At 75.4% G+C, this 20,831-nt stretch carries 23 protein-coding genes; 6 read left to right on the forward strand and 17 right to left on the reverse strand.

Annotated elements, in window-relative coordinates; all coding sequences use genetic code 11:
- Positions 1–65 precede the first annotated feature (65 nt).
- The 3 genes from GD632_RS14680 to GD632_RS14690 are packed head-to-tail and all read right to left on the reverse strand — an operon-like array spanning position 66 to position 1,917.
- Positions 66–1,196 carry an NAD(P)/FAD-dependent oxidoreductase gene (locus tag GD632_RS14680; RefSeq protein WP_152192965.1) on the reverse strand — a complete coding sequence of 377 codons (1,131 nt, stop codon included), beginning with the start codon at positions 1,194–1,196 and terminating at the stop codon, positions 66–68.
- On the reverse strand, positions 1,193–1,411 hold the full coding sequence (locus GD632_RS14685; protein WP_152192966.1) for a helix-turn-helix domain-containing protein: 219 nt from the start codon (positions 1,409–1,411) through the stop codon (positions 1,193–1,195). Before GD632_RS14685 ends, GD632_RS14680 begins: the two co-directional genes overlap by 4 nt.
- Positions 1,411–1,917, reverse strand: coding sequence for a DUF2975 domain-containing protein (locus tag GD632_RS14690; RefSeq protein WP_152192967.1), 507 nt, complete (start codon positions 1,915–1,917; stop codon positions 1,411–1,413). Before GD632_RS14690 ends, GD632_RS14685 begins: the two co-directional genes overlap by 1 nt.
- A gap of 248 nt (positions 1,918–2,165) precedes the next feature.
- Between GD632_RS14690 and GD632_RS14695 the strand changes: the two genes are divergently transcribed.
- Positions 2,166–3,725, forward strand: coding sequence for an ATP-binding cassette domain-containing protein (locus tag GD632_RS14695; RefSeq protein WP_152192968.1), 1,560 nt, complete (start codon positions 2,166–2,168; stop codon positions 3,723–3,725).
- Positions 3,726–3,739: 14 nt separating this feature from the next.
- On the opposite strand, the gene GD632_RS14700 is transcribed toward GD632_RS14695, so the two are convergent.
- From GD632_RS14700 to GD632_RS14720, 5 genes are read right to left on the reverse strand one after another with little or no spacing between them, the layout of a single operon-like run.
- Positions 3,740–4,327 carry a hypothetical protein gene (locus GD632_RS14700; protein ID WP_152192969.1) on the reverse strand — a complete coding sequence of 196 codons (588 nt, stop codon included), beginning with the start codon at positions 4,325–4,327 and terminating at the stop codon, positions 3,740–3,742.
- Positions 4,324–5,709, reverse strand: coding sequence for a DUF58 domain-containing protein (locus tag GD632_RS14705; protein WP_193311502.1), 1,386 nt, complete (start codon positions 5,707–5,709; stop codon positions 4,324–4,326). Before GD632_RS14705 ends, GD632_RS14700 begins: the two co-directional genes overlap by 4 nt.
- Positions 5,631–6,617: an AAA family ATPase gene (locus tag GD632_RS14710; RefSeq protein WP_152192971.1), complete on the reverse strand. Its 987-nt coding sequence runs from the start codon at positions 6,615–6,617 to the stop codon at positions 5,631–5,633. The genes GD632_RS14705 and GD632_RS14710 overlap by 79 nt, the downstream gene beginning before the upstream one ends.
- Positions 6,610–7,062 (reverse strand): hypothetical protein, encoded by a 453-nt coding sequence (locus tag GD632_RS14715; RefSeq protein ID WP_152192972.1) that lies wholly within the window; start codon positions 7,060–7,062, stop codon positions 6,610–6,612. Before GD632_RS14715 ends, GD632_RS14710 begins: the two co-directional genes overlap by 8 nt.
- On the reverse strand, positions 7,059–7,784 hold the full coding sequence (locus GD632_RS14720) for a DUF4129 domain-containing protein (protein WP_152192973.1): 726 nt from the start codon (positions 7,782–7,784) through the stop codon (positions 7,059–7,061). Before GD632_RS14720 ends, GD632_RS14715 begins: the two co-directional genes overlap by 4 nt.
- A 40-nt stretch (positions 7,785–7,824) precedes the next feature.
- Between GD632_RS14720 and GD632_RS14725 the strand changes: the two genes are divergently transcribed.
- The 5 genes from GD632_RS14725 to GD632_RS14745 all read left to right on the forward strand — a co-directional run bounded on the left by GD632_RS14725 (position 7,825) and on the right by GD632_RS14745 (position 12,345).
- Positions 7,825–8,637: an alpha/beta fold hydrolase gene (locus GD632_RS14725; RefSeq protein ID WP_152192974.1), complete on the forward strand. Its 813-nt coding sequence runs from the start codon at positions 7,825–7,827 to the stop codon at positions 8,635–8,637.
- A 286-nt stretch (positions 8,638–8,923) separates the two neighbouring features.
- The gene (locus GD632_RS14730) at positions 8,924–10,225 is read left to right on the forward strand and encodes a cytochrome P450 (RefSeq protein ID WP_226924902.1); all 1,302 of its coding nucleotides are present in this window, start codon (positions 8,924–8,926) and stop codon (positions 10,223–10,225) included.
- Between the two features lie 134 nt (positions 10,226–10,359).
- Positions 10,360–11,259, forward strand: a complete 900-nt coding sequence (locus tag GD632_RS14735; protein ID WP_152193002.1) for an ABC transporter ATP-binding protein — start codon at positions 10,360–10,362, stop codon at positions 11,257–11,259.
- Positions 11,256–12,110, forward strand: coding sequence for an ABC transporter permease (locus GD632_RS14740; protein WP_152192975.1), 855 nt, complete (start codon positions 11,256–11,258; stop codon positions 12,108–12,110). The genes GD632_RS14735 and GD632_RS14740 overlap by 4 nt, the downstream gene beginning before the upstream one ends.
- 7 nt (positions 12,111–12,117) lie before the next feature.
- Positions 12,118–12,345 (forward strand): helix-turn-helix transcriptional regulator, encoded by a 228-nt coding sequence (locus GD632_RS14745; protein WP_152193003.1) that lies wholly within the window; start codon positions 12,118–12,120, stop codon positions 12,343–12,345.
- A 2-nt stretch (positions 12,346–12,347) separates the two neighbouring features.
- Here the strand turns inward: GD632_RS14745 and GD632_RS14750 are convergent, their stop codons facing one another.
- From GD632_RS14750 to GD632_RS14790, 9 genes are all read right to left on the reverse strand, one after another.
- A complete protein-coding gene (locus tag GD632_RS14750) occupies positions 12,348–12,833 on the reverse strand; it encodes a dihydrofolate reductase (RefSeq protein WP_319633121.1) in 486 nt (161 codons plus the stop codon).
- Between the two features lie 8 nt (positions 12,834–12,841).
- Positions 12,842–13,651, reverse strand: coding sequence for a thymidylate synthase (locus tag GD632_RS14755; RefSeq protein WP_152192977.1), 810 nt, complete (start codon positions 13,649–13,651; stop codon positions 12,842–12,844).
- Positions 13,652–13,719: 68 nt separating this feature from the next.
- Positions 13,720–14,160 carry an Hsp20/alpha crystallin family protein gene (locus tag GD632_RS14760; protein WP_152192978.1) on the reverse strand — a complete coding sequence of 147 codons (441 nt, stop codon included), beginning with the start codon at positions 14,158–14,160 and terminating at the stop codon, positions 13,720–13,722.
- Positions 14,161–14,311: 151 nt separating this feature from the next.
- Positions 14,312–14,995, reverse strand: a complete 684-nt coding sequence (locus tag GD632_RS14765) for a hypothetical protein (RefSeq protein ID WP_152192979.1) — start codon at positions 14,993–14,995, stop codon at positions 14,312–14,314.
- Positions 14,992–15,477: an OsmC family protein gene (locus tag GD632_RS14770; RefSeq protein ID WP_152192980.1), complete on the reverse strand. Its 486-nt coding sequence runs from the start codon at positions 15,475–15,477 to the stop codon at positions 14,992–14,994. Before GD632_RS14770 ends, GD632_RS14765 begins: the two co-directional genes overlap by 4 nt.
- Before the next feature lie 112 nt (positions 15,478–15,589).
- Positions 15,590–18,079, reverse strand: a complete 2,490-nt coding sequence (locus tag GD632_RS14775) for a transglutaminase family protein (protein ID WP_152192981.1) — start codon at positions 18,077–18,079, stop codon at positions 15,590–15,592.
- The gene (locus GD632_RS14780) at positions 18,076–19,326 is read right to left on the reverse strand and encodes a DUF58 domain-containing protein (protein ID WP_152192982.1); all 1,251 of its coding nucleotides are present in this window, start codon (positions 19,324–19,326) and stop codon (positions 18,076–18,078) included. Before GD632_RS14780 ends, GD632_RS14775 begins: the two co-directional genes overlap by 4 nt.
- Positions 19,323–20,294 carry an AAA family ATPase gene (locus GD632_RS14785; RefSeq protein WP_152192983.1) on the reverse strand — a complete coding sequence of 324 codons (972 nt, stop codon included), beginning with the start codon at positions 20,292–20,294 and terminating at the stop codon, positions 19,323–19,325. Before GD632_RS14785 ends, GD632_RS14780 begins: the two co-directional genes overlap by 4 nt.
- Positions 20,295–20,325: 31 nt before the next feature.
- On the reverse strand, positions 20,326–20,823 hold the full coding sequence (locus tag GD632_RS14790) for a DUF2505 domain-containing protein (RefSeq protein ID WP_226924905.1): 498 nt from the start codon (positions 20,821–20,823) through the stop codon (positions 20,326–20,328).
- Positions 20,824–20,831: the final 8 nt, after the last annotated feature.

Below are 20,831 nucleotides of genomic sequence, written 5' to 3' on the forward strand. Positions count from 1 at the left end.
TCCACGAACGGGACACTACGGCACGGCATCCGGCCGTCGTGGCGCGGTTCGCGGACGGGCGCGACTCACGCCGGGGCGGGCAGGGGGAAGGACCGGTCCGCGAAGAAGATGCTCCGTGCCGCCTGCCGTCCCGGCACGGTGCGCAGGCCCGCGAACGCCACCTCCATGGCCGCCGGGGAGCGCACGAGGCCCATGGTGCGCCGCATCGCCACCCGTCCGCGGAAGCGCCGGCGCAGGGCCGCTCCGTCGTACGAGCGCAGGGCTCCGGTGTCGCCGCTCGTCAAGGCCTCGTCGAGGGCGTCCGCGGCGTGCTCGGACAGGCGCAGGCACGGGTCCAGGCCGCCGGCGGTCAGAGGGGACACGGCCCCCGCGGCGTCCCCGACGAGCAGCCCGCGCGGGGAGCTGATGCGTCGTAGCAGACCACCGACGGGAATGGGCCCGCCGCGCCGCTCGACGGCGGCCGGGCGGGGCGGTACGCCCGGCGCCAGCGCGGCGAGCTCCCGCACCGCCCGCCACACGCCCTCGGGGTAGCGGGCGGCGTAGCCGGCCGTGCCGAGGTGGACGTGCTCGCCGTCGTCGACCACCCAGCCGAGGTACCCCGGGGCGAGCCGCGGGTGCAGGACGCAGTGGAAGGTCGGCACGTCGGTACCGGCGCTCGGGACCACCTCCTCCGCGCCGACGAGGAGACGCCTGTTGCGGTCCAGGCCCAGGTCACGCGCCACCCGGGAGCGGGCGCCGTCGGCGCCGACGACGAACCGGGGCCGGATCACGGACGGTGCTCCGTCGGTGCCCACGAGCTGCGCGGCGCCGTCGGCGTACCCCGCGTAGCGGGTGCCGAGGAGCACCCGGGCGCCCGCCGCGCGAGCCCGGTCGGTGAAGGCGGCGTAGAGCCCGGGCATGTCCCCGACCCGGAACTCGTCGCGGTCGCTGACGAGGACGACGGGCCGCCGCAGGCTCGGTGGGTAGAGCGCCACCCGCCGGATGGGTGGGCCGAGGCGGTCCGCCGGGAGCGCGAAGTCGTCGAGGGTGCGGCGCACAAAGATGCCGGTCGTCCGGACCGAGCGGCCGAGGTCGGTGCGCTTGTCGACGACGCTCACCGCGTGGCCGCGCCCGGCGAGCAGCGTGGCCACATGGAGGCCGGCCAGTCCCGCGCCGACGACGAGGACGTCGGCGGCGTGTCCGCCCGGGCCGCTCACGGTGCCGTCCCGTCGGGCTCCCAGCGCAGCAGGTCGCCGGGCTGGCAGTCGAGCGCCTCGCACAGGGCCTCGAGGGTGGTGAAGCGGACGGCCTTGGCGCGGCCGTTCTTGAGCACCGCGAGGTTGGCCGGCGTGATGCCCACCCGCTCGGCGAGCGTCCCCACCGACATCTTCCGGCGGGCGAGCATGACATCGATGTCGACGACGATGGGCATCAGATCACCTCGTCGAGCTCGGAGCGCAGGTGCTCGGCGCGGGTGGCGGTCTCGACCGCCTGGACGAGCAGCGTCCGCATGACGTAGACGACGAGCGCCACACCGGCGACGACGAGCGCGGTGCCGCACAGGAGGCCGACGATGCCGGGTGGGACGACGTCCCCCGCCGTCGTGCGGTTGAGGACGACCGAGACGACGGCGACGGCGAGGACGAGCACCGCGCCCGTCGCGATGGCGCCGATGACGACGTCGACGTAGCGGAACGCGGCGCTGGAGAACACCGTGCCCCTGCGCACCATCCCGAGCAGGCGCAGGATGCACACCGCGATGACCTGGAGGCACACCACACCGAGGAAGAAGCTCGCGGTGAGCGCCACGCGTGGTCCGGTGGCGAGCCCGTCCGTGTCGACCCAGAGCAGCGGCAGCAGGACCGCCTGGACGACGACGGACCCGACGAGCGCGACCGCGATGACGAGCTGGAGCACGCGGATGACGTACCGGTCCATCGGAACCTCCTGTGATCGAGCGACGATGGGAAACTATCGACAATCGATAGGTGTTGGCAAGGGGGCCGTTATTCCGTTGCCTCGCGTCGTCGGTCGGGCGCAGGCTGTGAGACGTCCCCGCGGACCCCCCGCGAGTGTGAGGGACGGACGGCAGAGGACGAGCGATGACAGACCTGCGGAGCGCCGCCCCAGCGCGCTGACGCCCGCACGGGTGCTGCGCGACGTCCCGCCGCCCCGGAAGGTCCCACGTGCCCGGTCCCTCGTCCTCCGTCGTCCTCCACGACCTGTCCTTCTCCTGGCCCGACGGCACCCCGGCCCTCGACCGCGTGAGCGGCGCGTTCGGCCGCGGGAGCACCGGGCTCGTCGGCGCCAACGGCGCGGGCAAGTCCACCCTCCTGCGGCTGATCGCCGGCGACCTCGTCCCCACCCGTGGCACGGTCTCCGTCCGGGGTGCTGTCGACCACCTGCCGCAGCGGCTCACCGCGGCGCCGGACGCGACGCTCGCCGACCTCCTGGGCGTGGGCACCGCTCTGCGGGCCCTGCGCGCGATCGAGGCCGGGTCGACCGAGCCCGCCGACTTCGATGCCGTCGGCACGGACTGGGACGTCGAGGAGCGGGCCACCGCGGCGCTCGCCTCCCTCGCCCTGCCCGTGGACCTGGACCGCCGTGCCACCGCGCTGTCCGGCGGGGAGGCCGTCCTCGCGGCGCTCGCCGGCGTGCGGCTGCGCGCGGCCGACGTCGCCCTCCTCGACGAGCCCACGAACAACCTCGACACCGACGCCCGCGAGCAGGTCTACGAGGTCGTGCGCGGGTGGCGCGGGACGCTCGTCGTCGTGAGTCACGACCTCACGCTCCTCGACCTCATGGGCACCACCGCGGAGCTGCGGTCCGGGGAGGTCGTCACCTTCGGCGGTCCCTACAGCGCGTACCGGGCGTGGCTCGCCACCCAGGAGGAGGCCGCCCGGCAGAGACTGCGGGCCGCCGAGCAGACCCTGCGCCGGGAGCAGCGCGAGCGGGCCCGCGCGGAGGAGCGCATGGCGCACAGCCGGCGGCAGGGCCGCAAGGACCGCGCGGACGGCAAGTACCCGCCGATCGTCCTGGGGGCCCGACGCAACGCCGCCGAGCGGTCCCAGGGCGAGCGGCGGACCGCGGCCGACGCCCGCCTCGCCTCCGCCCGCGCCGCCGTCGAGGTCGCCGGGGCCGCCGTCCGGGACGACGACGTCGTGCGCGTGGACCTGCCCGACCCGCAGGTGCCGCGGGGTCGTCGGCTGGCGGTCCTGCCGAGCAGCGACGGGCGCGCCGTCGTCCTCCAGGGCACCGAGCGGATCGCCCTCGTGGGGGCGAACGGCGTGGGCAAGACGACGCTGCTCCGCGCGCTCCTCCCCACCCTCGCGGTGCGCGTCGGCTACCTGCCCCAGCGGACCGAGCTCGACGACGGCGCCACCGTCCTCGACACCGTGCGCGCCGCGTCGCCGCGGCTGGCGCCCGGGGAGGTGCGCAACCGGCTCGCGCGGCTGCTCGTGCGCGGGGACATGGTCGACCGCGCCGTCGCGACGCTGTCCGGCGGTGAGCGCTTCCGGGTCGCGCTCGCGCGGGTGCTCCTCAGCGACCCGCCGCCCGAGCTGCTCGTCCTCGACGAGCCGACGAACGACCTCGACAACCCGACCGTCGACCAGCTCGTCGCCGCCCTGGACGCCTACCGGGGCGGGCTCCTCGTCGTCAGCCACGACAGCGCCTTCCTCGAGCGGCTCGGCCTCGACGCCGTCGTCCGGCTCACGGCGGACGCCCGCCTCGAGCGCGTGACGTGACGGCGCAGGCGACGCTACGAGCGGAGGTCGCCGACGAGGAGCCAGAGGAGGGGAGCCAGCGCGCCGACGGCGAGGACCGCCAGCCACGGGACGGGCGCGGCGCCGTCGAGCAGGACGGCGACCACGACGGCGGCCTGCGCGACCGCCTGGACGGCGAGGAAGCCGGGCAGCGCGTCGCGCAGCACCGCGACCTCGACCCGCCCGCGCCACGCGACGGCGTCGGCGAGCGCACCGACACGCAGGACCGCGTGGGTGAGCAGCGCGAGGAGCGCCAGCGACCACCACGGGCCGGGGGAGAGCGCGAGCATCCCGACCAGCAGCGCCGCCGTGATCGCCAGGAACGCGGCGTGCGGACGGACGGTCACGACGACGCCGAGCACCACCGCGACCGCCAGCTGCGCCGGGCTGGTGGCGACGACGGCCCCGGCCCCGACGACGAGCGTGAGCAGCACGGCGCGCAGGACGAGCGCGGGCGCGGTGGGGCCGGTCCGCAGGGCCGTCCGCGGGCGCCGGGGTGCGCGCCGCGGGCCCACGGTGAGCGCGCCGTCGGGCCGGGGGAGGACCGCGTGCATGCGCTCGAGCAGCCGCCGCAGCGCGCTCATCGCGGCGCCCCGTGACGGCGCCGGGCGAGGGTGGCGAGCTCGGCGCGCCCGCCGGCGGGCGGCGGCCCGTCCGCCGCCCAGCGCACCACCTCCACACCGCCGCGGCGGAGCCTCGTGAGCCGGTCCTGCCGCTGCAGCGACACCATCCGGTAGGCCATGAGCAGCCGCACCGACATCTCGGCGCCCCGCACCGGGGGCAGCACGTCGACGGCGACCACCCGGTGGCCGGCGTGGCGCCACGTCAGCGCCATCGTCGCCGCCTCGTCGTCGAGGAAGGTCGACAGCACGACGACGAGCGCACCGGACGGTACCTGCGGGGGGCGGACGCGCGGGCGGGGTGTGCCCTCGGGGGCCGACAGTGCCAGCCGCCGCACGACCCGCTCGAGGTGCCGGCGCCCGCCCCCGGGGCGCACGGGCCGCCGGCGCAGGCCGAGGTCCTCCAGGCCCACGCGGTCGCCCTGTCCGAGGTAGACCCGCGCGAGGGAGGCGGCGGCCTCCCGGGCGATGTCGAGGGAGGTGACGTCGCTCGTGAGCACCTCCCGGCCGCCGGCCCAGGTGGCGACGTCCGGCCCGACGTCGTCGCGCGAGTCGATGACGAGGACGACGGTCGCCTCCGCCGTCGACTGCGTGCGGCGCACGTACAGGTCCTGCAGCCGGCCGTCCTGCACGCCCCGACGGGCGCTGGTGCGCCAGTCGATCCGGCGCAGCCGGTCGCCCGTGGTGAAGAGGTTGACGTCGTGGAGCTCCTCGCCGTCCCCGATGCGACGGGCGGCGTGCGGGCCGACGAGCCCCTGCAGACGAGGCGGGAGAGGCAGCCGGTCGAGGGGGCGCTGGCCGGGCAGGACGAGGACGGGGGTCGGGCCGACCGTGACGACGTCACCCGTCGTGAGGTGCGCACCGCCGAGGCCGGCGGCGTCGAGGCGGAAGAGCTGGTTCTCCCCGGTGCGTACGCTCGTCGTCGCGAGCGTGACCTCGCGGGTCCCGCCGGGAGGGAGCCGCACGAGGCACTCGTCGGGCTCGGTGCCCGGGCTCGAGGCCCGCAGCCGCACCGCGACGGCCCCCTCCGGGCCACGCAGGAGCGCCGGGGCCCGCAGCTCCGCGCTCGCGGTGAGCTGTCGAGGGGCCCGCACCTCGACCGCGAGCGGGCCGCGGGGACGGCGGCTCCAGGCCCACACGGCGGTGAGGAGCGGGGCCACGCCGAGTGCCGCGACGTCCGCCCGGCCGCCGAGGGCACCCGCGGTGAGCGCCCCCGCCCCGAGGACGAGCGCGGCGGTGAGATGGGTGAGCGGCGCCCAGCGGCCGGTCACCGGGTGCTGGCCGGGCCGGGGACCGAGGACAGCAGCGTCGTGACGACGCTGCTCGGCGGGGTGCCGCCCGCCCACGCCGCCGCGGTGAGGGTGAGCCGGTGCGCGAGGGCGGGCACGGCCACCGCCTTGACGTCCTCCGGGAGGACGAAGTCGCGGCCGTCGAGCACGGCCAGCGCCCGCCCCACGAGGAGCAGCGCCTGCGAGCCGCGCGGGGAGGCGCCGACCTCCACGGCGCTGTGCGTGCGGGTGGCCGCCGCCAGGGCGACGCAGTAGGCGACGACGTCGGGCTCGACGGCGACGGCCTCGACGCCCGCCTGCATGGCGAGCAGCTGGTCGGGCGTGACGACCTCGCGCACGTCCGCGCGCTCGCGGCGCCGCCCCAGCCGCCGGTGCAGGACGTCCTCCTCGGCCGCCGCGCTCGGGTACCCGACGGCCAGGCGCACCATGAACCGGTCGAGCTGGGCCTCGGGCAGCGGGTAGGTGCCCTCGTACTCGACGGGGTTGGACGTGGCCATGACGTGGAAGGGCTCGGGCAGCGGGAAGCTCGTCCCCTCGACCGACACCTGCCGCTCGGCCATCGCCTCGAGGAGCGCGGACTGCGTCTTGGGCGCGGTCCGGTTGATCTCGTCCGCGAGGAACAGCCCGGTGAAGACGGGGCCGGGACGAAAGGTGAAGCCCGCCGTCGCGGGGTCGTAGACGTAGGAGCCGGTGATGTCGGCCGGCAGCAGGTCCGGCGTGCACTGCAGCCGCCGGAAGTCCAGGCCCAGCGCCGTCGCCAGGGACCGGGCCGCCAGCGTCTTGCCCAGCCCCGGCACGTCCTCGAAGAGCACGTGCCCACCCGCGAGCACCGCCGCCAGCGCCAGGCGCAGGGGCTGGGCCATGCCGACGACGGCGGTGCCGACCTCGCGCAGCACCTCACCGCCCAGGGTGGCCACCTCGGCGACGGGCAGCGGGGCGGGGGAGAGGGTGGTGGACTCAGTCACGGGGGCTCCGGGTCTCGAGGGCGGTGAGGCAGGCGTCCAGGGCCCGCACGGGCTGGGGCGTCGTGGCGCGCAGGGTGCGCCACGCGCGCTCGCCGAGGTGGGCGCGCACGGCGTCGTCGTCCGCGGGGTCGATCCCGGCGAGGGCGAGGCGGCCGGCGGCGACCTCCCGCAGCTGGCGTAGCCCGCGCTCGCCGATGCGTCCGTCCCGGTCGGTGAGTGACCAGGACAGCTGGGAGACCTCGTGGCGGTGGCCGCCGCGCCGCTCGCCCGGCAGCTGTGGCAGGGCGTGATCGCGGCCGAGGTCGCGGTGCCCCACGACCGCCGCGGCGACGGCGGTGGCCGCGGCCGCGAGGGCGACGTTGACGCCGTCGAGGCCGATGCCCCACAGGGCGGCGGCGACGGCGGCGACCGCGAGGACCGCGCCGGCGGCCCGGGCCCCGCTCACCGCTCCTCCCAGGAGGCGGCGAGGAGCTCGAGGCAGCGGCCGGCCTCGGTGACGTCCTCGGCGGTGAGGACCGAGTGCGGGGCGAAGCGGGCGCGGTGGTACAGCCGCAGGAGGCCCCGGGTCGCGCCGGCGTCGGCGCTGGTGGCGTCGAGCACGGCGGTGGTGAGCTCGGTGGGGGTGTCCGACGGTGCGCGCTCCACCCCCGAGCTGGCCGCGGCCGCCTCGAGCTCGAGCCAGGCGGCGATGACGGCGTCGCCGGGCTCCCCGCCGGAGGCGAGCACGGCGCGCGCGGCGACGACGCCGCGGCGCAGGGCCGGCAGGTCCGGCTCCGGCTCGGCGGCCACGGGTGCGACAGCGGTGCCGAGGGCCGGTTCGTGGGCCGCGGCGGTCGTGCCGCGGGCCAGCGTCGCCCGGCGGAGGAGGGCGCGGAGGAGGAGCGCGAGGAGGAGGCCGCCGAGGACCGCGAGGACGAGGGTCACGGGGATGCCCCGCTCGCCGGCCTGCGGGGGTGGCTCCTCCTCGACCTCCTCCGCCGTCGGGCGCGTCTCCTGCTCCACCGGAGCCGGGGCGGGCTGGACCTCGCGCGGCGCGACGTGCCACGGCCCGGCCAGTGCGGCCCCCGCGACGACGGCGAGCGCGACGACGGCCACGAGCAGGGGGAGCAGCAGCGGCCGAGCGGCCCCGGGGGCACGGCGCTGCGCCGTCGCCTCCCGCCCGCTCATGGCCTCACCGTATCGGCCGCCGTCCCCTAGCGTGGGGAACATGGAGCGACGCGTGCGCAGGGGCCGCCTCACCTTCGACGTGCGCGACGAGGGCAGCGGCCCGGCGGTCCTGCTCCTGCACGGCTTCCCGCAGGACGCGACGAGCTGGCGGCACGTCGTGCCGCGTCTCCACGCGGCCGGCCTGCGCACGCTCACGATGGACCAGCGCGGCTACTCCCCGGGCGCCCGGCCGGCGCCGCGGGGGGCCTACCGGCTGGAGTTCCTCGTCGCGGACGTCCTCGCGGTGCTCGACGCCGCGGGGGTGGACCGGGCCCACGTCGTCGGGCACGACTGGGGCGGCGCGGTCGCGTGGGTGGCGGGGTCGCGGCACCCGGACCGGGTGGCGTCGCTGACCGTCGTCTCCACCCCGCACCCCGCGGCGCTGACGGCGGCGCTGCCTCGCTCGGACCAGGCGCTGCGCTCCGCCTACATGGCCGCCTTCCAGCTGCCCGGCCTGCCCGAGCGGGTGCTGCGCCGCCGCCTCGAGCGGCTCCTCGTCTCGGCCGGTCTGCCACCGGAGCAGGCGCGGCACTACCAGGTGCGGATGCGCGAGCCGGGAGCCGCGCGCGGCGCCCTCAACTGGTACCGCGGCGTGCCGCTCAGCCGCGAGGGTGCCGGCCGCGTCCGGGTCCCGACGACGTACGTGTGGGGCGAGCAGGACCCCTACCTCGGCCGCCGCGCCGCCGAGCTCACGGGGGACTACGTGGACGCCGAGTACGAGTTCCTCCCGCTGCCGGGAGGGCACTGGCTGCCGGAGCTGAGCCCGGACGCCGTCGCCGGCGCCGTGCTGCGGAGGGTCGGCGTGCCGGCCTGAGCGGGCTCTGCCCCTCGTGCGCGGGTGGACCGGCCGGGGTGTACTGGGTGGAGACCGTGCCACCGACGCCCGGAGGGTGCCGTGCGAGTCCACGATCGCGTCACCGTCGTCACCGGCGGGCCCAGCACCGGGCCGCGCCGGCACCGACGAGACGACGGGGGCCGTCCTCGTCACCCGCACCCACCTGCCGCGACGCGCAGCGCCCCGCCCGGGTGACCGGGGGCTGGGGCGGCCGACGGCACGCGGCCGCGGGAGACAGACGAACCACCATCGAGGAGATCGAACCGTGACGAAGTCGCCCACCATGTCCCCGCCCGACGCCGCCCGTGCCCTGCTCAACGTCCTGCTGCCGATGGCGGCCGGCGGCGCGATCGCCCGCCGCCCGCGAGTCATGGGGGTGGCCCAGCGGCTCGACCTCGACAGCCGGGCCGTCAGGGAGATGCAGCGGCTGCGGGACCGCTACGGCGCCGGTCCCGTCCAGGTGCTGCCGGGACGGGGGATGGCGCTGGTCCTGGACCCGGGCGACGTCCACCGTGTGCTCAACGGCTCCCCGCAGCCCTTCAGCCCGGCGAGCCGTGAGAAGCGCGGCGCCCTGGGCCACTTCCAGCCCGAGGGAGTGCTCGTCTCCAGCCCGGAGGAGCGCACCCACCGCCGGCCCTTCAACGAGCAGGTGCTGCAGGCCGGACGGCCCGTCCACGACCACGGTGAGCACATGGCCGCGGTGGTCACCGAGGAGGTCGAGGCGCTCCTCGGGCACGTCGACGTCGCCGGCGAGCTCACCTGGGACTCCTTCTCCCGCGCGTGGTGGCGGATCGTGCGCCGGGTCGTCCTGGGAGACAGCGCCCGCGACGACGAGCAGGTCACCGACGACCTCCTGCGGCTCCGCAAGGACGCGAACTGGTCCTACCTCAAGCCCCGGCGCACGGCTCGCACGCGCCGGTTCCTACGCCGCGTCCGCGAGTACGTCGACCGCGCGGAGCCCGGCAGCCTCGCGGAGATGACGGCCACGACTCCGGCCCGTCCCGGCACCGAGCCCCACCAGCAGGTGCCGCAGTGGCTCTTCGCCGCGGACGCCGGCGCCTGGGCCTCCTTCCGCGCGCTCGCGCTGCTCTCCACGATGCCGGGAGCCGCGGCCCGTGCGCGTGCGGAGCTCGACCGCCTCCCGGACCTGCCCTACCTGCGGGCCAGCGTGCTGGAGTCCCTGCGGCTGTGGCCGACCACGCCGCTCATCCTGCGGGACACCACCGAGGACACCGAGTGGGCGCGCGGCACGCTGGCCGCGGGCTCCTCCGTCGTCATCTTCGCGCCGTTCTTCCACCGCGACGACCGCCACGTGCCCGAGGCGCACCGCTTCGCGCCCGAGCTGTGGTCGCGCGAACGCACCGATGAGGACTGGCCGCTCGTCCCCTTCAGCGGCGGGCCGGCGATGTGCCCGGGGCGCAACGTCGTCCTGCTCCTCGCCAGCACGGTGCTCGGGCGCCTCCTCGCCGAGCGCGAGTACGTCGTCGAGGGCGGCGCGCTGGACCCGGACGGGCCCGTCCCCGGCTCGCTGAGTCCCTTCGCCCTGCGCTTCCGCACCGGCAGGTAGCCGTGAGTGCCGTCCCGCCGGCCGAGGCCTTCCCAAGCATGTAGCAGTCCTGCTACATTTCGACCCACCACTACGACGGGAGGTGGGGTGTGGGCAGCAACCGGTCCACCGTCATCGAGGCGACGGACGTGCGCATGCGTTACGGGACCACGGACGTCCTCGACGGCGTGACCTTCCGTGTCGACCGCGGCGAGGTCGTCGTGCTGCTCGGACCCAACGGCGCGGGCAAGACGACGACGATCGAGATCCTCGAGGGCTTCCGGCTCCCGTCCGGGGGGAAGGTCCGGGTGCTCGGGCAGGACCCCGTGCGCGGGGACGAGGCGTGGCGCGCCGACGTCGGGGTGGTACTCCAGTCCTGGCGCGACCACGGCCGGTGGACCGTGCGGGAGCTGGTCGAGCAGTTCGGCTCCTACTACCGGCCCAACTCCACCTCGGGGCGTCCGCGGCCCTACCCGACGGCGGAGCTCCTCGAGCGGGTGGGCCTCACCGAGCGTGCCGACCAGCAGGTCAAGAAGCTCTCCGGCGGCCAGCGTCGCCGGCTGGACGTGGCGATCGGGATCGTCGGCCGGCCCCGGCTCCTCTTCCTCGACGAGCCGACGGCGGGGTTCGACCCCGTGGCCCGCCGCGACTTCCACGACCTCATCCACCGGCTCAGCGACCTGGAGGACACGACGATCCTCCTCACCACCCACGACCTCGGCGAGGCCGAGAAGCTCGCTGACCGCATCCTCATCCTCGACGGCGGGCGGATCGTCGCCGACGGCAGCGCGGAGCAGCTCGCCCGGCAGGTCGCCGGACGCACCGAGGTGCGCTGGGCCGCGGACGGCGAGCGGCACGTCCACGCGACGTCCGACGGCACGGCGTTCGTCCGCGACCTGCTCGCCCGGTTGGGTGAGGAGGTCAGCGACCTCGAGGTCCGCCGCACCACGCTGGAGGACACCTACCTCGCGATGGTCGCGCGCAGCGACGGGCCGCAGCGCCACGGGGCCGCCGTCCCCGGCCCGAGCGCCGTCCCCGGGAAGGACACCCGATGAACCCCACGACCAACGCCGTCCGCGCGGGTGCGCGCCGCGGGTGGATCGAGTTCCGCAACGCCATGCGCGCCCCCGAGGACCTCACGTACTACGTCCTCGGGACGGGCATCTTCCTCGTCGTCATGTGGCTCAACCGCGCCAACGAGGTCGAGGGCACCGGCATCTCGCTCGCACTCCTCATCCTTCCCGGCGTCCTCGCCTTCACGACGATGTTCTCCGCCTCCTACGGGCTGGCGACGCTCGTGGCCGCGGAGCGCGAGGACGGCACGCTGCTGCGCGCCAAGTCCGTCCCCCACGGGATGCGCGGGTACGTCACCGGGCAGAGCGTCCGCTCCAGCCTCGAGGTGGCCTTCAACGTCCTCATCCTCACCGTCCCGGCGACCCTCGTCGTCCCACGTCTGTGGTCCGCCACCGGACCCGCCGACGTCCTCCTCCTGGCCGCTGCGCTCGTGCTCGGCCTGGCCGCCTGCCTGCCGATCGGCTTCGCCGTCGGGTCGGTGTTCCGCAGTCCGCGGGCGGTCGGCGGCTGGGGGATGCTCGTCATGGGCGGGCTCGTCTTCGTCTCCGGCGTCTTCGTCCCCGCCGCCCAGCTCCCCGGGTGGGCGCAGGTGGTCGGCCAGCTCACCCCGATGTACTGGATGGGGCACCTCATGCGCCGTGCGGTCCTGCCCGAGAGTGTCGTCGCCGTCGAGATCGGCGAGACGTGGCGCACCGTGGAGGCCCTCGGCGTCCTCGGTCTGTGGGCGCTCGTCGGCGTCCTGCTCGCCCCCGTGCTCCTGCGTCGGATGGCCCGGCGCGAGTCGGGCTCCGTCGTCGCCGCCGGGCGGGAGAAGCAGCTGCAGCGTGTCTGAACCGAAGATCCCGGACAGCGTCCACAACCGCATCGCCACCCTCCGCGTCGACCGCGGCGTCACCCGCCGCGAGCTCGCCGATGCGCTGGGCGTCCACTACCAGACGGTCGGGTACCTCGAGCGCGGCGAGTACGCCCCGAGCCTGCACCTCGCCCTGCGGATCGCCGCGTACTTCGACGTCCCGCTCGAGTTCGTCTTCTCCCTCGAGCGGTTCCCGCGGATGGGGCCGGGCTGAGCTCAGCCGCGCCGGTAGGTGAGGATCCGGAAGCGCATGCCGTTCTCAGCGACGTGCCAGCCGCCGTCGTCGGGGTCCTCCTCGACGACCTGCCACTCCGGTCCGATCGGCGGCGCGTAGGTGTCGCCCTCGACCGCGTGGTCGATCTCGGTGACGACGAGGAGGTCGGCGTGCGCGATGGCCGCCTCGTAGACCTGGGCGCCGCCGCAGATCCACGCGTCCTCGTCCGCGACGAGCGCGAGGGCCGCCGCGAGGTCGCCGACCACCTCGGCGCCCGGCGCCTCGAACTCGGGGTTGCGGGTGAGGACGACGTTGCGTCGCCCCGGCAGCGGGCGGATCTTCTCCGGCAGCGACTCCCACTGCCGACGGCCCATGACGACGGCGTCACCGGCGGTCGTGTTGCGGAAGTGGCGCAGGTCCTCGGGCAGGTGCCACGGGAGGTCGTTGTCGCGGCCGATGACGCGCTCGTGGGCCTGTGCCCAGATCATCCCGAGGGTCATACCGCCACCGGCGCCTTGATCGCGGGGTGGTGCTGGTAACCGTGGACGACGACGTCCTCGTCGGTGTAGTCGAACAGGGAGGGTGCCTTGCGCAGCTCGAGGCGGGGCAGCGGGTAGGGCTCGCGGGAGAGCTGCTCACGGACCTGCTCGACGTGGTTGTCGTAGACGTGGCAGTCCCCGCCGGTCCACACGAAGTCCCCGACCTCCAGGCCCACCTGCTGGGCGACCATGTGGGTGAGCAGGGCGTAGGAGGCGATGTTGAACGGCACACCGAGGAAGAGGTCCGCCGAGCGCTGGTAGAGCTGGAGGGACAGGCGCCCGTCGGCGACGTAGAACTGGAAGAAGGCGTGGCAGGGGGCCAGCGCCATCGCGTCGAGGTCGGCGACGTTCCACGCCGAGACGATCATCCGGCGCGAGTCCGGGTTGTTGCGCAGCGTCTCGAGCACCCCGGAGAGCTGGTCGACGTGCCCGCCGTCCGGGGTGGGCCACGAACGCCACTGGTAGCCGTAGATCGGGCCGAGCTCACCGTCGTCGGCCGCCCACTCGTCCCAGATGTGGACGCCCCTGTCCTGGAGAGGGCGGGCGTTGTGCTCCCCGCGCAGGAACCACAGCAGCTCCTCGACCACACCGCGGAGGAAGACCCGCTTGGTCGTGACGAGCGGGAAGCCGGCGCGCAGGTCGAAGCGCATCTGGTGGCCGAACACGCTGCGCGTGCCGGTCCCGGTGCGGTCGGACTTCGCCGTGCCGTGCTCGAGCACGTGCCGCAGGAGGTCCTCGTAGGGCGTCGGGACGAGCGGTGTGGTCACGGCGCCATGGTAAGCCGAAGGGCCGCCGTCCGACTCGGACGACGGCCCTGTGAGTCCGGCTCGAGCCGTCAGGCGTTGGCCGGCTCCTGCTCGCTCTGCTCGATGGTGCGCGGCGTGTGCGCCACCTGGATCTTGCGGGGCTTGGCCTCCTCGGCCACCGGGATCGTCAGGGTGAGCACGCCGTCGGCGTAGTCGGCGTCGATGCGGTCGACGGCGAGCCCGGTGCCCAGCGCGAGCTGTCGCGCGAAGGTGCCGGTGGGACGCTCGTGCGAGAGCCACTGGATGTCCTGGCCGTCGATGCTGGTGCGCTCGGCGCGGACGGTGAGCGTGCGGTCCTCGACGTCGATGTCAATCGTCGACGGGTCGACACCCGGCAGATCGATCTGGGCGACGAAGGTCTCACCGCGCCGGTAGAGGTCCAGCGGCATCGCCGTGGCCGCGGGGGCCTGGCGCAGCACCGTGTTGAACACGCGGTCCATCTCGTGGAACGGGTCGGTGAAGTGAGCCATCAGGGGTACCTCCTTCTCGGTCAGGCGCCCGATCCGACCGGGCGCCGCTACCGCCGATTTTGGCACTCGGAGGGTGAGAGTGCCAGCGTCGTTCGCCCAGGGCGAAGAGTTGAGTGCCCTCCGCTCAACTAGGCACCCACCTGGGACGACGTCACGCTGCGGGTGCCGTGCCGAAGGCGTCACGAGCCCCGGCGACCACCTGGCCGGCGAGCCGGCGACCGAGGAACCACCCGACGACGGCACCGATCCCGAAGGGCGCGAGGCGCCCGAGCATCATCGCCCCGCCCTTGGCGGCGACGGTGCGCACGAGGCGGCGGGAGAGCCCCCTGTTGACGGCGCGCACCGTGCCGAGGGGCAGCCGGGTGAGCAGCCCGCGGCCCCAGTAGAGGGTGCTGACGCCGAGCTCGCCCCGCAGGGCCCGGGCGCCGTCCTCACCGAGGAGCGCGGCGAGCAGCAGGGTGCGCCGGCGGGCGACGTCCTCGACGTCCACGCCGTGCACGTGGGCGACCGCGCCGACGAAGGTCGTGCTGGCGCGCAGGAAGCTGCCGAGGTTCACGGTGGTGAGGAGGGCGGCCACTCCCGTGCCCACCCCCGGCACCGCCGCGGTGAGGCCGACGGCGGCGCTGAGCACGCTCACCCGGCGTCGGTAGCGCCGCTCGAGAAGGGCGACGACGTCGGCCGGCGAGGCCCCGGGGTGGGCGGCGGCCACCTTCTCGGCGAGGGCTCGGGACCGGCCGGCCCCGCTCGCCAGGGCCTTCTCGACCCGGCGCTCGAACGCGTTCGCGGCCGGCTCGACCTCGCCGGCGCGCTGGGTGGTGGCGGGGCGGCGGCTCACGCCTGCCCCCGCAGCGGCTCGTGGACGACGGCGACGTCGTAGGTGGCGCCGGCCTTGATCGTGCGCCCCACCGTGCACTGGCGCCCGGAGGTGCGGTCGACCCGCTCGGCGAGCTTCTCCCGCTTCTCCTCGTCGAGCTCGGCGAGGTCGAGGAGAAGCTCGACGTCGAGGTGGCCGTAACGGTTCTCGTCCTCCACGCCCACGGAGGAGACACCGACGACGGCGGGGAAGTCGTCACCGAGCCTGCTGCGCAGTACGTGGTCGGCGGACAGCGCGGTGCACGCCGCGAGGGCGATCTTGAGGAGCTCCCCGGGGGAGAAGACGCCCTCGGCGTCACCGCGGCCGATGCGCACCTGCGCCCCACGGCCGTTGTAGGCGATGTACTCCGGTCCGCCCTGGCGCTCGGCCCACAGGGCGCGTGCGGGGGTGACGGTCTCCTCGGGGGTGCTGGTCGGCTCGTCCGGCGTGGTCGTGTCGGTCATGCCCCCGATCGTGGCACGCCCCGCCGCCCCCCGACACCGGCAGCGTACGGTCCGCCTCCCGGGACGAGCCCCGGATACTCCGGTGGAGGGCTCCGGCTGCCGGCGGGACGGGTCAGGGGGCGACGGGGTGGGCTCGGCGGCCGGGCAGGAGGGAGCCGAGCTGGGCGCGTCCGCTGCTGGGCAGCAGCGTGGCGAGCAGGCGACGCCGACGGGTCACCCGGGCGCGCTGCCACTCCATCACCTGCCGCACGTCCTCGCGCATGGTCCCCACGTCCGGGGTCTGCGCGGCGTACCGGGCCGACTCGAGCCGGTCCGTGGCCCGGTCCAGGGCCTCACGGGCAGGAGCGTCGGGCTGGAGCTCGCGCGCGTAGTGGTCCCGCAGGGCGCGAGGCGTCGCCGCGGGCGGCGCAGCGACACCGAGGTCGGCGAGCCCGTCGACGAGCGCGACCCACTCGGCCTCGATCCGCGCGGCAGGGCCGTGCCGGCGCCGGGACGTCCAGTGCCGCCAGTGGCCGGCGACGGGGACGACCGACGCGAGGGCGAGGACGACGGCGAGGCCCAGCGCCGTCCACCCGACCGTCTCGGCGTGGCGCTCGAACCAGCCCTCGGCGCCCGTGCCGCCCTGCCCGCCGGGGGTGTCGGGCAGGGCCGGGGCGACGCTCGGCTCCTCCGTCGAGGGCACCTCCTGCGGGGTGGGGACGGCCTGCTGCTGGCCCTCGGTGGCGAAGCTCGGCGCCGTGCCGCTGCGTTGACCGGGCGTGGGCTCGAAGCGCGTCCAGCCGAGCCCGGTGATGAAGAGCTCGGGCCACGCGTGGGCGTCGGCGGCGACGACGGTGCGGGTGCCGTCCAGGCCGCGCGAGCCGGGGAGGAACCCGACGGCGAGCCGGGCCGGGATGTCCTGGGCACGGGCGAGCATGACCATCGCGGTGGCGAACTGCGTGCAGTAGCCCTGCTTCGTCGTCAGGAAGTGGGAGATGGGGTCGAGCGGCTGGCCGTCCTCGTCCGCGACGGGGTCCGCCAGGGTGAGGGAGTAGGTGAAGTCCGGTCCGCGCAGGTAGCGCTGCATCTCCAGGGCGACGTCGATCTGGTTGGTCCGGTCCCCGGCGAGCTCGGCGGCGAGCTCCTCCACGAGCGGCCGGGACGCGGGGTCGACGGTGAGGGCCTCGGGCTCCGGGACGGGCGACTCCAGCCGGACGCGTCCGTCCGGGTCCTCGACCTCGTAGCTGCCGTCGGTGCGGAACCACTGCGTGTGGCCGTCGGAGAAGGTGATCGCGACGGTGTTCCCGTCGGGGGCGAGGAGGAAGGCGGTGCCGTCGTCGGCGGTCTCGGTGGTGAGCTCGTCGGCCGGGTACCGTCCCACCAGGCGGGCGGGCGGCGCCCCGATCTCCTCGGGAAGCGTGGTGAGCGGCCCGATCTCGAGGTAGTCCACCTCGTAGGTGCTCGGAGCCGCTCCGACCGTCATGCTGTCGCCGATGGGGGTCCACAGCCACTCGACGGAGCCGAGGTCGACGGCGGTCGGGGGGTAGGGCATCGCGAGCTGGGGGGCCCGCAGCCCGTTCTGCGTGACGGTCATCGTGCGGGGGGTCGCCTCGAGCTCGGGTGCCGTCAGCGCGGAGCCGGAGGCCGTGAAGATCTCGGGGACCTGGTACTGGGTGACGGTCGCGGGGCCGAACGGCGTCCACCGGCCCTCCGAGTAGAGCGTCGTCGAGGTCACGCGCAACGGGGGCGGGGAGCTGTCCTCGGTCCGGAAGCGGATGACCGGCGCGTTGGAACGGTCGGCGAGGTCCTGGCTGAGGTCGAGGGTGTCGGTGAAGCTCACCGTCCCGGGCGCGCCCTCGCCCGAGCGGCCGTCGACGAGGACGGTCGGCGGCAGGTGCGGCAGGACGCCGGGGAGGACGACGGCGAGGACGAGGGCCGACAGCCCCATGACCCGCGCCGTGACCCCGAGCCGGTGGTGGTTGCCCTGCGCCGCGGCGACGCGGTCGACGCTCACGTCGACGTCGCGCCCCTCGTCCCACTCCTCCAGCCGGGACCGGCCCTGCTGGGCGAGGAGGACGAGCCAGGCCGCCGCACCGACGAGGAAGTAGCGCGGGTCCAGCGCCTGACCCGAGCCGGAGGCCGCACCGGCGGAGACGAGGAGGAGCGGGATGCCGGCGAGCGCGCCCGCGCGCAGCGTGACCCCGAGCCCCTCCACCACGAGGGCGAGCGCGGCGATCGAGGCGAGGACGACGAAGGTGAGGCCGGGAGTCGCGGGCGCCGGCACGGCGTAGGTCTGGATGGTGACGACGCCCTCCCGCACGAGAGCGCTCATCGCGACGACCGCGGACTCGTCCGTGGGCCGGTGTTCCTGCGCCCAGGCCGCGAGCCCGCCGAGGAGTGCCAGCACCTGGACGAGGAGGACGAGCCAGGCCGGCACCCGGGCCATGCGGACGAGCGAGCCGGCGACGACGACGAGCAGGAGTACCCCGACGAGCGGTCCGAGCCACGACCGCGTCGAGACGAGCTCACCCAGGGGCCAGGACACGGCGACGAGCGCCGTGACGGCGAGCGCGGACTCCACCCACCGGCCGCGGAGCAGGGCGGTGACCCAGGGGTCGTTCACCGCAGGCCTGCCAGGTCGGCACGGCGCCCGCGGGCGGGTGGGACGGCGGCGGCCCACACATCGGCGACGGTGTCGCCGTCGCGGACGGTGCGGGTGCGCCAGCCGGCCGCGGTGAAGATCGGGACGAGCTCGCCGTCGCCGGGGACGGCCCACCCGCGTACCTCGGGGTCGTCGGCGAAGGAGGTGGTGTCAAGGACGAGCGCGACGCCGAGGCTGCCGGGGGAGCGCACGGCCGGGACGGGGAGGACGGCCTCGGGGTCGTGGTCGGCGACGACCGCGACGACGACGGCGCCGTCCGCCGTGAGTGCGTGCGCGTCGCGGACGTAGGCGGTGAGGGCGTCGGCGGTCGGCTCGACGAGCGCGAGGGACCGCAGGACGGCGAGGAGGTCGGTGCGGCTCGGCTCCGCGGCGCCCACGACGTGCACGGCGTACCCGTCCTCGGTGAGGTGGACGGCGAGGGAGGCCACAGCGCGTACCGCCCACTCGAAGGCCTCGGCGGCGCCGCCGTAGGCACCTGCCCGGGGGTCGAGGAGCAGGACCGCGCGGCGGCGGGCGGGGCGGTCCTCCTGGCGCACCATGAGCTCACCGCGGTGGGCGGTGGTGGGCCAGTGGACGCGGCGCAGGTCGTCGCCGTCACGGTAGGCGCGGATGCTCACGTCGTCCTCGCCGTGCAGGGCGACCATGTGAGGAACCTGCCCCTCGCGGCCCAGGCCGCCGCCGTGGACCCGGCCGGGCCCGAGCGGTTCGATGCGGGGCAGCACGAGCAGCTGGCTCTGCCCGGGGAGGTGGACGCTCGCCGTCGTCATCCCGAAGGCGTCGCGCCGCTCCAGGTGCAGCGGCCCGAGTCGGTGGGCGCCGCGGGAGGTCGAGGAGACGCGGTAGCGCACCGTGTGGCGCTCGCCGGGGTCCATGCGCGGCAGGAGGAAGCGTGGGCCGGTGCCGAGCAGCGGGTCGAGTGCCTCCTCGGCCACCTGGAGCGGGCTGGGGCGGGTGCCGCGCCCGCGCAGGACGAGCTCGACGTGCGCGGGCTGGTCGGGCGCCACGAGGGTGGGCGAGACGAGCCGCTGGAGCGTGAGGGGCGGTGCCGGCCGCCACCCCGCGACGACGGCGAGCACCGGGAGCCCGGTGACGAGGACACCCGCCCGGGTGATGTCGGGGTAGCCGAGCAGCGTCCCGAGGGCGACGACGACGACCCCCAGCGCGAGGAAGACCTGTCCCCGGCCGGTGAGACGCGGGCGTCGGCTCATCGCGCCCCCACGGGCACGGGCACCTCGGAGAGGAGGCCGGCGACGACCTGCTCGGGCGTCTCCCGGGCGAGCTGCGCGTCGTTGCTGAGGATGACTCGGTGGGCGAGGACGGGGACGGCGAGCGTCTGGACGTCGTCGGGCAGGACGTGGGTGCGCCCGTCCAGCGCCGCGTGGGCGCGGGCGGCACGCACGAGGTGCAGGGCCGCACGCGGGGAGATGCCCAGCCGCAGGCGCGGGTGGCGGCGCGAGGCGGTGGCGAGGTCGACGACGTACTGGAGGACGGCGGGGCTCGCGTACAGCGTGCGTACCGCGGCCACGAGCCGGGCCACGGTCAGGGCGTCGGTGACCGGCCGGAGGGTGGCGAGCGGGTCGGTGCGCGAGTGTGCGCCGATCATGTCGAGCTCGGCGGCGGGGTCGGGGTACCCCATCTCGATACGTGCCATGAAGCGGTCGCGCTGCGCCTCGGGCAGCGGGTAGGTGCCCTCCATCTCGATGGGGTTCTGCGTCGCCATCACCATGAAGGGCTCCTCGAGCCGGTAGGTCGTGGCGTCGACCGTCACCTGGCCCTCGGCCATCGCCTCGAGCAGCGCCGACTGCGTCTTGGGCGAGGCCCGGTTGATCTCGTCGCCGACGACGATGTTGGCGAACACCGCCCCGGGCCGGAACTCGAAGGTGCGGGCGTCCTGGTTGAACACGCTCACCCCGGTGACGTCGCTGGGCAGCAGGTCGGGGGTGAACTGGATGCGCTGGACGCTGCAGTCGATGCTCCGTCCCAACGCCTTGGCCAGCATGGTCTTGCCCACGCCGGGGACGTCCTCCACGAGGAGGTGGCCCTGGGCGAGCAGGACGGTGACCACGGTCCGGACGACGTCGTCCTTGCCGGCAATGACGCTCGACATGGCGGTCTCCACCCGGTGGGCGACCTCCTGGAGCTCCTCGAGTTCGTTCACCACCCGATCCTCCCTCATGGACCGTGGTCCGGGGAGGGGATCGGGTGGCTCACCTGCCGGCGAGGAAGTCCAGCCCGATGGAGCGCTCGACGGCGAGGACCTGGTCCACGGCACCGGCGGCGGCCTTCTCGATGGGCTTGCCGAAGAACGGGATCGAGGCGGTGATGTCGCCCGAGAAGGACTGCACCGTCCCGCCGTCGGGTCCGGGCTGCAGGGACATGCGGCCGTTGACGCGCACGGGTGCGCCGACGATGTCGAGGGACAGGGTGCCGGCGCGGCTGCCGTCGGCGTGGGGGGCCTCCCAGGCCTCGACCAGGCGCACGTCGAGGCTCTGGCCCACGAGGGAGCGGAAGGAGGAGGGCACCTGGTCGGTGGGCATCTGCCGGCGGGTGGTGATGGTGAAGGCCTCGCCCTCGCGGAGGACCTCCTGGGTGGAGTCGAGCGCTCCGGTGGCGGCGATCTTGCGCCGGACGAACTCCTCGTCGGCGAGCATCGCGGCCACTGCCTCCACGTCGGCGGGGTAGTCGATCGTCGCGTCGAACCGCACGTTGCTCC

Source organism: Georgenia satyanarayanai, assembly GCF_009193135.1.
Classification (GTDB): Bacteria; Actinomycetota; Actinomycetes; order Actinomycetales; family Actinomycetaceae; genus Oceanitalea; species Oceanitalea satyanarayanai.

Excerpts from the sequence above, each read along its gene's own strand:
- GD632_RS14685 (WP_152192966.1), bottom strand. The coding sequence starts at position 1,411 with ATGCCCATCGTCGTCGACATCGATGTCATGCTCGCCCGCCGGAAGATG.
- GD632_RS14690 (WP_152192967.1), bottom strand. The coding sequence starts at position 1,917 with ATGGACCGGTACGTCATCCGCGTGCTCCAGCTCGTCATCGCGGTCGCG.
- GD632_RS14700 (WP_152192969.1), bottom strand. The coding sequence starts at position 4,327 with ATGAGCGCGCTGCGGCGGCTGCTCGAGCGCATGCACGCGGTCCTCCCC.
- GD632_RS14720 (WP_152192973.1), bottom strand. The coding sequence starts at position 7,784 with ATGAGCGGGCGGGAGGCGACGGCGCAGCGCCGTGCCCCCGGGGCCGCT.
- GD632_RS14725 (WP_152192974.1), top strand. The coding sequence starts at position 7,825 with ATGGAGCGACGCGTGCGCAGGGGCCGCCTCACCTTCGACGTGCGCGAC.
- GD632_RS14735 (WP_152193002.1), top strand. The coding sequence starts at position 10,360 with ATGCGTTACGGGACCACGGACGTCCTCGACGGCGTGACCTTCCGTGTC.
- GD632_RS14740 (WP_152192975.1), top strand. The coding sequence starts at position 11,256 with ATGAACCCCACGACCAACGCCGTCCGCGCGGGTGCGCGCCGCGGGTGG.
- GD632_RS14750 (WP_319633121.1), bottom strand. The coding sequence starts at position 12,833 with ATGATCTGGGCACAGGCCCACGAGCGCGTCATCGGCCGCGACAACGAC.
- GD632_RS14760 (WP_152192978.1), bottom strand. The coding sequence starts at position 14,160 with ATGGCTCACTTCACCGACCCGTTCCACGAGATGGACCGCGTGTTCAAC.
- GD632_RS14770 (WP_152192980.1), bottom strand. The coding sequence starts at position 15,477 with ATGACCGACACGACCACGCCGGACGAGCCGACCAGCACCCCCGAGGAG.
- GD632_RS14780 (WP_152192982.1), bottom strand. The coding sequence starts at position 19,326 with ATGAGCCGACGCCCGCGTCTCACCGGCCGGGGACAGGTCTTCCTCGCG.
- GD632_RS14785 (WP_152192983.1), bottom strand. The coding sequence starts at position 20,294 with ATGAGGGAGGATCGGGTGGTGAACGAACTCGAGGAGCTCCAGGAGGTC.